Consider the following 14,876-nt stretch of genomic DNA (forward strand, 5'->3'; position numbering starts at 1 on the left):
ATGAACGACGCGTCCACGGCCCCCCTGCCCCCGCTGCCGACGGACGCGCGCACCCAGCTGGCCCAGCACCTGGCCCGTGCCGGCAGCCTGCGCAGCCGCTTTCCCGCCGAGGCGCTGGCGCTGTGCGAACAGGCCGAGGTGCTGGCGCGGGCGCTCGATTCACAGGGCGATCTGGCGCGCGCCCTGTTGCGCGCCGGCCAGTGTCTGAGCGCGCTGGCCGTGGCCCCGGCCGGCGGCACGCGCCAGCAGCACCAGCAGGCGGCGCATGAGCGGCTGGGCCAGGCGCTGGAGCTGTTCGTCGGCCTGGAGGACCGCCACGGCGAAGCCGAGGCGGCCAACACCCTGGCCAACCTGCATGCCGCCTGCGGCGCCCACGCCCAGGCGCTGCCGCTGTACCACCGCAGCCTGAGCGTGCGGCGCGACCTGGGCGACCGCATCGGCGAAGCCGGCGTGCTCAACAACATCGGCCTGCTGCTGCGCGACACCGCGCAGTTCGCCGACGCGCTGGCCTGCCTCTTCGCCAGCCTGGAGCTGGCCGAGGACCTGGGCGACGAGCGCGCCACGGCGCATGCCCTGGCCAGCATCGGCACCGTGCTGGCCGAGCTGGGCGAGACCGGCCGCGCCACCGAATTCCACCTGCGCGCGCTGGCGGTGCTGGAGCAATGGCCCGACCCGGCGCTGGAGGCCTCGGCCCGCACCGGCCTGGGCCGGCTGCTGGCCCGCACCGGCCACCCCGAGGAGGCGCTGTCCCACCTGGAACGCGCGCTGGCCGTGGCCCACCGCAGCGGCCGCATCGACGACCTGGCCTCGGCGCTGCATGCACTGGGCCAGGCGCACCAGGGCCTGGCCCAGCCGCAGCGCGCCGAGTGGCTGCTGCACGAGGCCCTGGCCGCGGCGCGCCGCGGCGGCCAGCCGCTGGCCGAGGCCGAGGTGCTGCTGAGCCTGGGCGAACTGCGCGGCCGCCAGGGCGACAGCAGCGACGCGCGGCCGCTGCTGCTGCAGGCCCTGTCTGGCGCCGAGCGGCTGCAGGCCGACCACCTGGCCGGCCGGGTGCACCGTGCGCTGTCGCGCTGGCACGAGCAGCAGCGCGATTTCGAGGCGGCGCTGCGCCACCACCAGGCCTTCCATGACTGTCTGCAGCGGGTTCAGGGCCAGGCGGTGCAGCGCCGCCTGCGCACGCTGTTGGCAGGCAGCGAGCTGAAGGTGGTGCACCGCGACGCCGAGCACCAGCGCCGCCGCGGCGATGCGCTGGCCGAGGCGCTGGACATCGCCCGTGCCAGCGACCGCCACAAGGACGAGCTGGTGCGGGCGCTGCGCCACCAGGCCGAGTTGCTGCGCCAGCTGGCGCGCGAGGATGGCCTGACCGGCGTGGCCAACCGACGCTGGCTCGACAGCATGCTGATGCGCGAGCGCGAGCGCGCCCGCCGCCACGGCCACCCGCTGGCGGTGGCGATGATCGACCTGGATCACTTCAAGGCGATCAACGACCGCTGCTCGCACCATGTGGGCGACGAGGTGCTGCGCCGCATCGGCCGGCTGCTGCTGCAGACCTGCCGCCAGGGCGACCTGGTCGGCCGCTACGGCGGCGAGGAGTTCCTGGTCGTGCTGGTCGAGACGCCGCTGGCGGCGGCGCGCGGCGTGTGCGAGAAGCTGCGCCGGCTGGTGGCGACCATGGATGTGGAAGGCCTGCACCCGACGCTGAACCGGGTGACGGTGAGCATCGGCGTGGCCGGCGATGCCGCCGACCCGGTGGCCGAGGACCTGGTGCAAGCCGCCGACCGCGAGTTGTACCGCGCCAAGCGCGAAGGCCGGAACCGGGTGTGCGGCTGAGCCGCACACCCGGTTCCGGCCTGCGGCCGATGCGTTGGGCTTCCCCGAGCACCCTCCGGGAAGGGGCTCCAGCATGGGCATGGGCTCCCTCCAGCCTCCCTCCGAGAGGGAGGCTCTGGTCAGAGGGACGAAGAGCGTTGCGGCGGGGTGGCCGGGCGAGCGCCGGGCCGCCCCAAGCCGCCCGGCCCACCCGCCAGGCGGGTGGCGCCGGGTACCCCCGGCGCCGGGTGCCCTATCAGACCCGTTCGAAGATCGCGGCGATGCCCTGGCCGCCGCCGATGCACATCGTCACCAGCGCGTAGCGGCCGCCGACGCGTTGCAGCTCGTACAGGGCCTTGGTGGTGATGATTGCGCCGGTGGCGCCGATCGGGTGGCCCAGCGAGATGCCCGAACCGTTGGGGTTGACCTTGGCCGGATCCAGGCCCAGTTCCTTGACCACCGCACAGGCCTGGGCGGCAAAGGCCTCGTTGGATTCGATCACGTCGAGGTCGGCCACCGTCAGGCCGGCCTTCTTCAGCGCCAGGCGGGTGGCCGGCACCGGGCCGATGCCCATGATGGTGGGCTCGACGCCGGCGTGGGCGTAGGCCACCAGGCGGGCCATCGGCTTGAGGCCACGGGCCTTCACCGCCTCGCCGCTGGCCAGCACCACGGCGCCGGCGCCGTCATTGATGCCCGAGGCGTTGCCGGCGGTGACATGGCCGTCCTTCTTGAAGGCGGGGCGCATCTTGCTGAGCGACTCGACGGTGGTGCTGGCCTTCACGTGCTCGTCGGTGTCGAAGACGATGTCGCCCTTCTTGCTGGCGGTGACCACCGGGACGATCTGCTCCTTGAAGTAGCCGGCGGCGATGGCCGCGGCGGCGCGGCGGTGGCTTTCGGCAGCCAGCGCGTCCATCTGCTCACGGGTGATGCCGTACTGCTCGGCCACGTTCTCGGCGGTGATGCCCATGTGGATCTTGTGGAAGGGGTCGTGCAGCGCGCCCACCACCATGTCGATCATCGGCGTGTCGCCCATGCGGGCGCCCCAGCGGCCCTGCGGCAGCAGGTAGGCGCCGCGGCTCATGTTCTCGGCGCCGGCGCCCACCGCGATCTCGCAGTCGCCCAGCAGGATGGCCTGCGAGGCCGAGATGATGGCCTGCAGGCCCGAGCCGCACAGGCGGTTGACGTTGAAGGCGGGCGTTTCCTTGGGGATGCCGGCGTTCACCGCGGCGACGCGGCTGAGGTAGGCGTCACGCGGCTCGGTGACCACCACCGTGCCCATGGCCAGGTGGCCGACGCTCTCGGCACCGGCGCCTGAGCGCTCGACGGCGGTCTTGACCGCCAGCGTGGCGATGTCGGCCAGCGCCACATCCTTCAGGGCACCCCCATAGGTGCCAATGGCGGTGCGGGCGGCACCGACGACGAAAACGTCACGGGAAGCGGTCATGGAAGTCTCCTCAGATCCAGGTTGTCGGGGGTACGCGGCCAGTGTGCGACCGCCGGATTGCAGCGGCCTGACAGCGCCCGGCGGGGCTGTCAAGCCGGGCGGGGGACGCCCAGGCGCAGATATCGGGCCCAAAAGCAGGCCTTCAAAACCCATGGCCAGGCGCCCGGCTTCCTAAGATCGTCGCATGATTTCCATGGACGGCGTGCCGTCAGTCCTCATCGCCCGCAACCAGAGCTGGGTCCGCAAGCAGGCCCAGGCGCTGGTGCGCCACCTGCCCGCCAATGTCGAGCGGGCCGATCTGATCCAGGTCGGTCTGATCGCCGTGGCCCAGGCCGCGGTGAGCTTCGAGTGGGACGGCGACCGCGACTCCGCCGAGGCCCAGGAGGCCTTCGTGCGCTACGCGCGCATGCGGGTCAAGGGCGCGATGCTCGACGAGCTGCGCCAGATGGACTTCCTGACCCGCGGCGAGCGCCGCAAGATCAAGGTCATCCAGATCGCCCGCGAGCGCCTGCGCCAGGACAGCGGCCGTGAGCCCAGCCTGGGCGAGCTGGCCCGCAGCACCGGTATCGACGCCGACGAGATCGGCTCGCTGCTGCAGGCCGACCAGCATGGCCGCCACCAGGTCCAGGTGGACGAGACCGACGACGAGGGCCAGCGCCACTTCCATCCGGCCACGCCGCGCGAGGAGGTCGAGGCCCGCGTGGACACCGGCATCGTGCTGCGCCGCCTGGAGAAGTTCTTTGCCGAGCTGCCCGAGCGCGAGCGCATGGTGATCGACGCCTACCTGGGCGTCGGCCTGACCCCGGTCGAGGTGGCCCAGTCGCTGAAGGTGACGCCGTCGCGCGTCTCGCAGATCTACCACGCCGTGGTGCGCCGCGCGGTGGCCCATGTCCAGGGCGGCGAGCGCCGCGCCACCGACCGCGTGGCGGCGCCCCATCCCGACAAGTCCTCCGACGCCTTCATCGAGATGATGCGCCAGCGCGAGGAAGAACTGCGCCGCAGCCCGCAGGGCGCCTGGGGCGAGATGGTCGAGCAGGTGCTGGCGCACCCGCACCGGCAGCTCCAGACCTGAGGCCGCTCACGCCGGCGCAGCCCGGTCCGGGTCAGCGCGTGTCGGTGCCGGCGCGCGTGTCCGGCTGCGTGTCCAGGCGGTGCAGCCGCACCTGGTTGCGCCCCCGCCGCTTGGCTTCGTACAGGGCCACGTCGGCCCGCGCCACCAGCTGTTCAGGCCGCTCGCCCGCGACCGCCTGCGCCACGCCGATGCTCACCGTCACCGGCTGGCCGTGGCTGAAGCGGTGGGCCTGGGTGGCGCTGCGGATGCGCTCGGCCAGCTCCACCGCGGCCTCCAGCGGCGTGCTGGCGGCCAGCACCAGGAATTCCTCGCCACCCCAGCGGCCCAGCTGGTCGGACACGCGCAACTGCTCGGACATCAGCCCGGCCAGTTCCACCAGCACCGCGTCACCGCAGGCGTGGCCATGCTGGTCGTTGATCTGCTTGAACTCGTCGATGTCGAGCAGCAGCAGCGACAGCGGCTGGCCGTGGCGTTCCAGCAGCGCCATCGAGCCCACCAGCCGCTCATTCAGCGCCCGGCGGTTGGCCACGCCGGTCAGCGGGTCGGAGGCGGCGATCTGCTGCATCCACTCGGCGCGCTCGCGGGTGCGCAGGTAGTCCAGGCGCAGGTTCGAGATGGCCAGCAGCAGCACCACGTAGATCAGCTGGGCGATCGCCACGTTGGACAGGATCACCCCCAGCGGCACCGGGCCCGGGTCGATCACCCCGTGCTGCAGCAGCCAGAAGATGCCGCCGAACAGCGTGACGTACATGCAGGCCGAGACGATCAGCGCGTCGCGCCGGCTGAGGAAGATGAAGGCGCAGCCATAGGTCAGCGGCAGCCAGTACAGGTTGCTGACCAACTGGTACAGGTCCGGCGGGCCGTGCTGGGCCAGCAGCACCAGGTACAGCGCGGCACCCAGATAGACGTTGAGCGTCACCACCGTGACCCGGCGCACCAGCCGCTCCCAGCGCGGTCGCCATTGCAGCATCGCCGCGCCGCAGGCGAACACGACGGTGATCAGCGGATAGGCCCAGCGGTCCCAGGGCGAAAGTCGCCCGTGGGAGAACTCCAGCAGCGCGTTGACGAGCACCGCGACGCAGCCGGCCAGCAGCAGGTTGCGCAGCATGCGCAACTCGGCATTGGGGCCGCTGCCGGAGGCGTTCGGCAACATCGACGGGGGCAGGGTGGACACCGGGGACAGGCAAAGACGGGGCGCCCGACGCGGCGCCTTGAAAACGCTGATCGTCGCGCCCGCCGGCGCTGGCGTCAAGCCGCCGTCTTCACGCCCGGTGCCGGGACGCCCAGCACCGCGGCCGCCAGCGCCTCGGCCACCTCGATGCCGTCCACGCCCGCGCTCATGATGCCGCCGGCGTAGCCCGCGCCCTCGCCGGCCGGGTACAGGCCGCGGGTGTTCAGGCTCTGGTAGTCGCGGCCGCGGTTGATGCGCAGCGGCGAGGAGGTGCGGGTCTCGACGCCGGTCAGCACCGCGTCGGCCATGCTGAAGCCCTTGATCTGGCGCTCGAAGGCGGGCAGGGCCTCGCGGATGGCTTCCAGTGCGTAGGGGGGCAGGCTCTCACGCCCCTTCTCGCTCAGGTCGGTCAGGTGCACGCCGGGCTTGTACGAGGGCATCACCGTGCCGAAGCCCGCGGCCGGCCCGCGCTGGCGCTTGATGAAATCACCCACCAGCTGGCCCGGGGCGATGTAGCGCCCGCCGCCCAGCTCATAGGCGCGCGACTCCCACACCCGCTGGAAGGCGATGCCGTCGAGCGGGTTGACCGGGCCGCTGCCGCCCCGGTCCTGGCGGTAGTCCTCGGGCGAGATGCCCACCACGATGCCGGCATTGGCGTTGCGCTCGTTGCGCGAATACTGGCTCATGCCGTTGGTGACCACGCGCTCCGGCTCGGACGTGGCGGCCACCACGGTGCCGCCGGGGCACATGCAGAAGCTGTAGACCGAGCGGCCGTTCTTCGCGTGGTGCACCAGCTTGTAGTCGGCCGCACCCAGCAGCGGGTGGCCGGCACTGGGGCCGAATCGGGCGCGGTCGATCACGCCCTGCGGGTGCTCGATGCGGTAGCCGATCGAGAAGGGCTTGGCCTCCATCTGCACGCCGCGCTCATGCAGCATCGCGAAGGTGTCGCGCGCGCTGTGGCCCAGCGCCAGGATGACGTGGTCGGCGCGCAGCTGAGTGCCGCTGGCCAGCGTGACGCCGCGCACATGGCGCTGGCCGTCGGCGCCGCGCTCGATCAGCAGATCGGTGACCTGCTGCTCGAAGCGGATCTCGCCGCCCAGGGCCTCGATGTCGGCGCGGATCTTCTCGACCATGCTGACCAGGCGGAAGGTGCCGATGTGGGGCTTGCTGACGAACAGGATCTCTTCCGGCGCGCCGGCCTTGACGAACTCGGTCAGCACCTTGCGCGTCAGGTGGCGCGGGTCGGAGATCTGGCTCCAGAGCTTGCCGTCCGAGAAGGTGCCGGCGCCGCCTTCGCCGAACTGCACGTTGGACTGCGGGTTGAGCTCGCTGCGCCGCCACAGGCCCCAGGTGTCCTGGGTGCGCTGGCGCACCGTCTTGCCGCGCTCCAGCACGATCGGCCGCAGACCCATCTGCGCCAGGATCAGGGCGGCCAGGATGCCGCAGGGCCCGAAGCCGATGACCAGCGGCCGCAGCCGCTCGCCGGACGTGTAGAAGTCGGCCGGCGCGTGGCCGACGAAGCGATAGCGGGTGTCCGGCGTCGGCCGGATGTGGTGGTCGCCGTGCAGGCGTTTGAGCACCGCAGCCTCGTCGGCCAGCGTGCAGTCCAGCGTGTAGACCAGCTGGATGTCGCTCTTGCGGCGGGCGTCATAGCCACGGCGGAAGACCTCGAACCCGAGCAGGGCGTCGTCAGGCAGCCGCAAACGGGCGACGATGGCCGGGCGCAGCGCGTCCTCGGCGTGGTTCAGCGGCAGGCGCAGTTCGGTGATGCGAAGCATGTCAGTCCCGCACGGCCGTTCCGAAGGGACTGGCGGCCCCCTTGGGGGGTAGCGAACGAAGTGAGCTTGGGGGCATGTCTTTGCTGGCGGCAAGTTGGGCCGCAGGGCAAGACGAGATTAGGCCACAGCGCGGGTCAGCCAGTCGCGCACGAGCGCCTGCGCGACGGGCATCCGGGCGGCAGCGACCCCGCTGAGACCTTCACCCAGGCCGAAGTGCTCGCCCTCGATGGCCAGCAGCGCGGCCGGCGGCGGTGCCTGGCCCAGCACGTCGCGGGCCACCGCCAGCAGCGCCTCGGGCTGCAACGCGTGGCTGATCGGGGCGCGGTCCGGCTGCGCGCTGATCGGCCGCAACTGCACGCCGTCGCCGGCATGGCCGGGCCGGGCAGCGTCGACGAACAGCACCGCCGGCCGGTCGGCCAGCAGCAGCGCGTCCTCGACCTGCAGCTGGAAGACGGCGATCGCTTCCAGGCCGGGTTCGGTCTGCAGCGCCTCGACCAGCGCCGGGCCCAGGCCATCGTCGCCCCGGGCCGGGTTGCCGATGCCGATCAGCAGCGGCGGCCTCACGCGGGCGCGGCGTCGGTGATGCGGCCGTCGCTGTCGCGCACCAGGCGTTGGCGCAGCGTGCCGTCGCCGCCCACCAGGTCCAGCGCCAGCGGCATCTGCCCCAGCGCATGGGTGGCGCAGCTCAGGCAGGGGTCGTAGGCGCGCACGGCCACCTCGACGTGGTTGAGCAGACCCTCGCTGAGTTCGCGGCCGTCAAAATAGGTGTCGGCCACCTGGCGGATCGCCTCGTTCATCGCCGCGTTGTTGTGGGTGGTGCTGACGATCAGGTTGCACCACTGCACCAGGTCGTCGTCGCCCAGCACGTAGTGGTGGATCAGCGTGCCGCGCGGCGCCTCGATCACGCCCACGCCCTCGCGCCGCTGGCCGGGCTGCGGGCGCGGCATCGGCTGCGCCAGCTCGCCGCCCAGCAGCGCCGGGTCGTCCAGGCCGTCGGCGATCAGCTCCATCGCATGCAGCATCTCGATCAGCCGCGCGCGGTGGTAGGCCAGCGAGCCGAACACGCCGCCGTCCCGGGCCTCGGCCAGGAAGGCCTGGCGGCGCGCCTCGGCGCGCGGCGTGGACAGGCGATCGGCCACCTGCAGCCGCGCCAGCGGGCCCACCCGGTAGCTGCCGGCCTCGCGGCCCAGCGCCTTCAGGTAGGGGAACTTCATGTAGCTCCAGGGCTCGCTGGCCTCCTCGATGTGGTCCAGGTACTGCTGCACGCTGACGTCATTGAGCAGTCGGGCGCCCTCCGCACTGCGCACGCGCAGCGCGCCGTCGTACAGGTCCAGCGTGCCATCGGGCGCCACCAGGCCCATGAAGGACGAGCGAAACGCGCCGAAGCCCTCGTGCAGCGGCCGGTTGGCGGCCCACAGCCGCTCGGCCAGGTCCACCGCCTGTTCGCACCAGGCCAGCATCTGCGGCACCTGGGCGCGGGCCTGGGCCACCTCGTCGGCCGTCAGTTGGCGGTTGACGCCGCCGGGGATCGAGCCGGTGCCGTGCACCTTCTTGCCGCTGGTCAGGCGGATCAGTTCCTGGCCGAAGGCGCGCAGCAGCACGCCCTGGCGGGCGACATCCGGGTGGGCCTGGGCGATGCCGACGATGTTGCGCCGCGCCACCTCGCTGTCGAAACCCAGCAGCAGGTCGGGCGAGGACAGGTGGAAGAAGTGCAGCGCATGCGACTGCATGATCTGCGCGTGGTGCATCAGCCGGCGCAGCGCCTGCGCGGCGGGCGGCGCCTGCAGGCCCAGCGCCACGTCCAGCGCCTTGCTGGCCGCCAGGTGGTGCGACACCGGGCAGATGCCGCACAGGCGCTGCACCATCACCGGCACCTCCCAGTAGGGGCGGCCGACGATGAAGGCCTCGAAGCCGCGGAACTCGACGATGTGCAGCCGCGCCTGGCGCACGCGGTGGGCATCGTCGAGCAGCAGCGTGACCTTGCCATGCCCCTCGACGCGCGAGACGGGATCGATGGCGACGCGGCGCAAGCCGCTGGGCAGGGGCTCAGTCATAGCGGATCAGTGGGCGGGGCAGGGCGGGATCGCGGCCATCCAGCAGTGCGGTGAGGCAGGCCCAGATCGCATCGGCCGAGGGCGGGCAGCCGGGCAGGCAGTGGTCGATGTGGACCACCTCGTGGATCGGGTGCACGCGCGCCAGCGGCAGCGGCAGCTCGGGGTCATTGGGGATGCCGCTGCCCTCGGCCAGGCCGGGGCGGGCGTGGTAGACCTCGGCCATCAGGCGGCCGATGTCGCGGCCGTTGCGCTGTGCCGGCAGGCCGCCGTTGATCGCGCAGGCGCCCACGGCCACCAGCACGCGGCACTGGCGGCGGAAGGTGCGCAGCACCTCGACGTTCTCGGCATTGCACAGCCCGCCCTCGATCAGGCCGATGTCGCAGGGACCCACCTCCTTCAGGTCGGTCAGCGGGCTGCGGTCGAACTCGACCAGCTCGGCCAGCGCGAAGAGCCGCTCGTCGATGTCGAGCAGCGACATGTGGCAGCCGAAGCAGCCGGCCAGCGACACCGTTGCGATCCGCGGTTTGCTCATGTTCGTGTTCCGAAGTGCATCGCACCAACCGCGGCGGAGCGGGTCAGACCAGGGTTCCCGCCGCGGAACCGGCTCTGCCGGGCCGCTGGTGGGCGGCCCCCTCGGGGGGGAGCGAGCGCCAGCGAGCTTGGGGGCTTCATCCCTTGTCTTCCGCACGCTCGCTGATCGGCACCGCGAAACCGCGCCGCTTGGGCAGGATCGCGCCCACCGGGCAGATCTGCGCGGCCTCGTCGCCGGGGGCGAGCTGGCTGTCGGCCAGGCGGCCACTGGGCGAGTTGACGATCAGCCGGGTGTGGATGCCGTGGCCGCCGATGGCGAAGACGCCCTTGCCGTCGAGTTCGGTGCTGGCGCGCACGCACAGCTTGCACAGGATGCAGCGGTTGGTGTCCAGCCACAGCTCGGGGTGGCTGGCGTCCACCGCGCGCTGCGGGTAGAACTCCTCCCACTGTGGCCCGGTCATGCCGGCGTCGTAGGCGGCGCTCTGCAGCGCGCAGCCGCCGCTCTTCTCGCACGAGGGGCAGAAGTGGTTGCCCTCGACGAACAGCATCTGCAGCAGCTGGCGGCGCCGCGCCTGCAGCGCGTCGGTGCGGCAGGCCACGCGCAGGCCGGCCAGGGCGCGGGTGGTGCAGGCGGCGGCGGGGCGGCCGTCGACCTCCACCGTGCACAGCCGGCAGGCGCCGCTGGGGCCCAGGCGCGGGTCCCAGCACAGGTGCGGGATGGGGTGGCCGGCGCGCGCCGCGGCGGCGATCAGCGTGTCGCCGGGCTCGAAGGGCACCGGCTGGCCGTCGAGGTCAAAGGTGGCACTCATCGGGGAACCTGGTCCAGGTGGGCGTGGCGGTCGTCGCGGCCGGTGGCGGCGCGCGCCGAGGCCAGCTCGGCGTCGAGGTCGAAGCCGGGCACGAAGCCGGCATGCGGCGAGCGGCTGCGCAGCGCCTCGGGGAAGCGCTGCAGCAGGTCGCGCAGCGGGTTGGTGGCGCTGGCGCCCAGACCGCAGTGGGTGGTGCCGTGCATCAGCGCCTCCAGGTCGCGCAGCTCGCGTTCGTCGAAGGGCGAGCCGTGGCCGGCATGCAGCTTGTCCAGGCGCCGCACGACCAGTTCGGTGCCCACGCGGCAGGGCGTGCAGAAGCCGCAGCTCTCGTGGGCGAAGAACTGGGCGAAGCCGCGCACCACCTCCAGCAGGTCGCGCTGGCGGTTGAACACCATCAGCGCGCCGGCGGTGGGCAGGTCCTCGAAGCCCAGGCGGCGCTCGAAGTCGGGTGGCGCCAGCAGCAGGCCCGACGGGCCGCCCAGCTGCACCGCCTGCACGTCATGGGCGCCGGCCTCGCGCAGCAGCTCGGCCAGCGGGGTGCCGAAGGGCAGCTCGTAGACACCGGGGCGCGACACGTCGCCGCTGACCGAATGCAGCTTGCTGCCGCGGCTCTCGGGCGTGCCCAGCGCCGCCCAGGCGGCGGCGCCGTGGCGGGCGATCCAGGCCACCGCGGCAAAGGTCTCGACGTTGTTGACCACCGTGGGCTGGCCCAGGTAGCCGCGCTCCACCGGAAAGGGCGGGCGGATGCGCGGCGTGCCGCGCTTGCCCTCGAGCGACTCGATCAGCGCGCTCTCCTCGCCGCAGACGTACGCGCCGGCGCCCAGGTGGATCTCGATGTCGAAGTGCGGCCCCAGCAGGCCGGCCGCCCGGCGCTCGGCCAGCACCGCCTGCAGGCCCTCCAGCAGGAAACGGTACTCGGCGCGCAGGTAGACCAGGCCCTGGCGCGCGCCCAGCACCTCGGCGGCCACGCCCATGCCCTCGAACACCGCGTGGGCGTGCTGCATCAGCAGTACCCGGTCCTTGAAGGTGCCGGGCTCGCCCTCGTCGGCATTGCAGACCACCACCCGCGTCTGTCCGGCGGCCAGCGGCGCGGCCAGGCAGGCGCGCCACTTGGCATGCGTGGGGTAGCCGGCCCCGCCGCGGCCGCGCAGGCCGCTGGCCTGCACCTCGTCCAGCGCGGCGGCGGCACCGCGGGCGCGGGTGGCGACGATGGCCTCGCCGCGCGGCGCAGGCGCGTTCAGCAGCACGCCGGGCCGGCGCACCCCGGGCTCGACCACGAACCACTCCGCGGGCCACTCGGCCACCGGCACCTGGGCGCGCACCAGCTCGGCGATCTCGGCGATGCGGCCGCCGTCGAGCCGGGTGATCACCCGCTGCTGGTTGAGCAGCAGCGCCGGGCCCTGGTCGCCCAGGCCGGTGCAGGAGGTGAAGCCCACCCGGGCCAGGCCGTCCTCGCTGGTGCGCCCGGGCTCCAGCCACAGCCGGCGGCACAGGTCGGCGGCCAGCGCCCGGCTGCCGGCGAAACGGTCGGTGACGTTGTCGGCGAACAGCAGGTGGTAGCGGCCCACCGGCTGCAGGTGGAAGAAGCGGTAGAAGCCGGCCACGCCCTCGACCACCGCGGCGCTCAGGCCCAGGCCGGCGGCCAGCTCGGCCAGCGCCGGGCGCGGCAGCCAGCCCTGCAGGGCTTGCACGTCGTGCAGCAGCTGCACCAGGCGATCGCGGCGGTGGCCGTGGCGGTGCAGCAGGTCGGTGATCGCTGTGCTCATGCAGGGCAGGGTCAGAGGGTGGCGAAACGCAGCGCGCGGCGGCCTTCGCGCTTGGCACGGTACATCGCGTCGTCGGCCTGCCGCAAGACGTCTTCGGCCGCCGCCTGGTCGCGGAACAGCGTGGCACCGATGCTGGGCGAGCAGTGGTGCTGCGTGTCCGCCACCGCGTAGGGCAGGTCCAGTGTTGCCAGCAGCTTGTCGGCCACCACCCGCACCTGGGCCAGGGCCTCGGCCGGGTCCTCGGGCAGGCCGCTGGCCATCATCAGCACGAACTCGTCGCCGCCCAGCCGTGCCACCGTGTCCTCGGCACGGGTGCAGGCCTGCAGGCGCTGGGCGCACTGCACCAGCACCTCGTCGCCGGCGGCGTGGCCGTGGGTGTCGTTCAGCGCCTTGAAGTGGTCCAGGTCGATGAACAGCAGCGCGCCGTGCTGGCGCGTGCGCCGCGCGGCGGACAGCGCCTGCCCCAGCCGGTCGAGCAGCAGGCGCCGGTTGGGCAGCTGGGTCAGCGCATCGTGGAAGGCCAGGCGGCGGATCTGCTCGGTGGCCTGCTGTCGCTCGGCCTCCAGGCGCTTGAGCTCGCCCAGGTCGTGCACGAAAGCGAACACCGCGCCGTCCTCGGCCTGGCGGCTCAGCGAGACCTCGACCGGCCAGGGCGGGCCGTCGGCGCGCCGGTGCCGGGTCTCGAAGCGCAGGTGGCCCTGGAGCTGCACACGGTGGGCGATCTCCTGCAGCGCCGCAGCGTCCAGCTGTGCATCGACGCTGCCGATCGGCTGGCCGATCAGCGCCTCGCGCGGGAAGCCGCTGAGCGCCAGGTAGGCGTCATTGACCTCGGTGATGCGGCCCTGGTGGTCGGCCATCAGGAAGCCCTCGCGGGTGGACTCGACGACGCCGCGGTAGCGCCGCTCGCGCTCGCGCAGCGCGGCCTGCTCGCGCGACAGGGCCTCGCGGCTGCGCTGCAGCTCCAGGTTGCGCTCGGCCAGCAGGCGCCCGTTGCGCGCCAGCGCGTGCAGCGCGCCGAACAGCAGCAGGTCGACCAGCAGCCCACCCAGGCCGATCAGCGCCGGCTGCAGGCTGTGCGCGGCCTCCTCGAAGGCCGGTGTGGCAAAGAAATCGACCGTCCAGACCGCGCCGGCGATCATCATCTGCCGCTGCGCGCGGTAGCGGGTGCCGGGCTGGGCGGTGCCGCTGGCGACCAGCTGGCGGGCCGGGTCGACGCGGTCGCCATCGTGCAGCGCGAACGCCACCTGCTGGCCTTGGGCGGGCAGGATGCCGTCCATCAGGTCGCGCATGCGAAACGGCGCGTACACCCACCCCTGCAGCGCGGCACGGCGCGCCGCCACGCTGTCCAGCGGCGCACCGCTGCGGTAGACCGGCCAGTACATCAGCGTGCCGTGCTGCATGTCCTCCACGGTTTCCTGCAGCAGCGTGACGCGGCCGCTCAGCGCGGCGCCACCCTCGTCGCGGGCGCGGGCCATCGCGCTCAGGCGCACCGGCTCGGACAGCATGTCGAAGCCCAGTGCGCGCTGGTTGCGCCAGTCCTGGGGCTCGAGGTAGATGATGGCGCTGCGGCCCTCGGCCGCCTGGGGTGTGGGGGGCGCGGTGAGCACCGCGTAGCCCAGGCCCTGCAGGCCGGGGTAGCTGCGCTGCAGGTCGATGCGGGCGGTGAAGGCGCGCCACTCGTCGGCGCTGACCTCCTGGCTGGCGGCGAACAGGCCGGCGCCGGTGCGCAGCACCAGTTCGTAGTTGCGCAGGCGCTCGACAATGCGCAGTTGCGTGGCGTCGACCGCGGCCTCGAAGCGGCCGCGCGCATCGTCGGCCTGGTAGCGCTCGGCCGCGCGCCAGGCCAGCACGGTCATCAGCACCGAGACGGCGAGCACGACCCAGGCCGTGACGCGGCCGTGGACCGATTCAGCGAAGCGCGCGGACAACAACCGTTGGCTCCCAGTGCGGCTGGCCGCTGTCGGGTGACCCCGGCCTGCCCCGATCTTACGGCCGGCGCTGGCCGGACGTCAGGCCAGTTGCTGCACGTAGATGTCGGTGTCGGGCAGCAGGCGGCGCAGCGTCTGGAAGGCGGTGTCCATCAGCTGGATGCCGGCGTGGTCGGGGTGCACACCCAGGCGCAGTTCGGCCTCGCCGTCCTGCACCCGCAACAGATGGACGAAATCGCGGGCGGCGACGCAGCCGCGGCTCTCGCGGTCCAGGGCCTCGGTGAGCTCGCCCATCACCCGCTGCAGCAGGTCGCTGGGGCCTTCCAGGCGCGGTGCCGCGCAGGGCAGGCCGCGCACCGAGGCACCGCAGGGCGGCGCGATCTCGCCGCCACCGCAGGCCTGGCAGCGGCTGGGTTCAGCCCCCGGCTCACAGGCGGCGGCGATCGGGATGGTGCGGCTGGACATGGTCGGCGACGGCGGCAAAACCTGAATTCCACGCGCATGTTTGAGGACT

General features: G+C 72.9%; 12 protein-coding genes. 2 read left to right on the forward strand and 10 right to left on the reverse strand.

The features are described 5' to 3' along the window. Positions 1-1,830 carry a GGDEF domain-containing protein gene (locus tag KAK03_RS03095; RefSeq protein WP_210851697.1) on the forward strand — a complete coding sequence of 610 codons (1,830 nt, stop codon included), beginning with the start codon at positions 1-3 and terminating at the stop codon, positions 1,828-1,830. 235 nt (positions 1,831-2,065) lie between these two features. On the opposite strand, the gene KAK03_RS03100 is transcribed toward KAK03_RS03095, so the two are convergent. Beyond that, positions 2,066-3,253: an acetyl-CoA C-acyltransferase family protein gene (locus KAK03_RS03100; protein WP_210851698.1), complete on the reverse strand. Its 1,188-nt coding sequence runs from the start codon at positions 3,251-3,253 to the stop codon at positions 2,066-2,068. A 184-nt stretch (positions 3,254-3,437) separates the two neighbouring features. Between KAK03_RS03100 and KAK03_RS03105 the strand changes: the two genes are divergently transcribed. Further along, positions 3,438-4,325 (forward strand): sigma-70 family RNA polymerase sigma factor, encoded by an 888-nt coding sequence (locus KAK03_RS03105; RefSeq protein WP_210851699.1) that lies wholly within the window; start codon positions 3,438-3,440, stop codon positions 4,323-4,325. Between the two features lie 31 nt (positions 4,326-4,356). Here the strand turns inward: KAK03_RS03105 and KAK03_RS03110 are convergent, their stop codons facing one another. From KAK03_RS03110 to KAK03_RS03150, 9 genes are all read right to left on the reverse strand, one after another. Further along, the gene (locus KAK03_RS03110) at positions 4,357-5,499 is read right to left on the reverse strand and encodes a GGDEF domain-containing protein (RefSeq protein ID WP_210851700.1); all 1,143 of its coding nucleotides are present in this window, start codon (positions 5,497-5,499) and stop codon (positions 4,357-4,359) included. 74 nt (positions 5,500-5,573) lie between these two features. Beyond that, entirely contained in the window at positions 5,574-7,274 is a 1,701-nt protein-coding gene (locus tag KAK03_RS03115; RefSeq protein ID WP_210851701.1) for an NAD(P)/FAD-dependent oxidoreductase, read from the reverse strand. Positions 7,275-7,391: 117 nt separating this feature from the next. Continuing rightward, entirely contained in the window at positions 7,392-7,838 is a 447-nt protein-coding gene (locus KAK03_RS03120; RefSeq protein WP_210851702.1) for a hydrogenase maturation protease, read from the reverse strand. Continuing rightward, the gene (locus KAK03_RS03125; RefSeq protein ID WP_210851703.1) at positions 7,835-9,328 is read right to left on the reverse strand and encodes a Ni/Fe hydrogenase subunit alpha; all 1,494 of its coding nucleotides are present in this window, start codon (positions 9,326-9,328) and stop codon (positions 7,835-7,837) included. The genes KAK03_RS03120 and KAK03_RS03125 overlap by 4 nt, the downstream gene beginning before the upstream one ends. Then, a complete protein-coding gene (locus tag KAK03_RS03130; RefSeq protein WP_210851704.1) occupies positions 9,321-9,860 on the reverse strand; it encodes an NADH-quinone oxidoreductase subunit B family protein in 540 nt (179 codons plus the stop codon). The genes KAK03_RS03125 and KAK03_RS03130 overlap by 8 nt, the downstream gene beginning before the upstream one ends. Positions 9,861-9,996: 136 nt before the next feature. Then, positions 9,997-10,668: a 2Fe-2S iron-sulfur cluster-binding protein gene (locus tag KAK03_RS03135; RefSeq protein ID WP_210851705.1), complete on the reverse strand. Its 672-nt coding sequence runs from the start codon at positions 10,666-10,668 to the stop codon at positions 9,997-9,999. Then, entirely contained in the window at positions 10,665-12,434 is a 1,770-nt protein-coding gene (locus KAK03_RS03140; RefSeq protein ID WP_210851706.1) for an NAD(P)H-dependent oxidoreductase subunit E, read from the reverse strand. The genes KAK03_RS03135 and KAK03_RS03140 overlap by 4 nt, the downstream gene beginning before the upstream one ends. A gap of 11 nt (positions 12,435-12,445) precedes the next feature. Beyond that, on the reverse strand, positions 12,446-14,362 hold the full coding sequence (locus tag KAK03_RS03145; protein ID WP_210851707.1) for a sensor domain-containing diguanylate cyclase: 1,917 nt from the start codon (positions 14,360-14,362) through the stop codon (positions 12,446-12,448). A gap of 81 nt (positions 14,363-14,443) precedes the next feature. Further along, a complete protein-coding gene (locus KAK03_RS03150; RefSeq protein WP_210851708.1) occupies positions 14,444-14,827 on the reverse strand; it encodes a hypothetical protein in 384 nt (127 codons plus the stop codon). Positions 14,828-14,876: the final 49 nt, after the last annotated feature.

The sequence above is a fragment of the Ideonella alba genome (genome assembly GCF_018069845.1).
Taxonomy (GTDB): domain Bacteria; phylum Pseudomonadota; class Gammaproteobacteria; order Burkholderiales; family Burkholderiaceae_C; genus Ideonella; species Ideonella alba.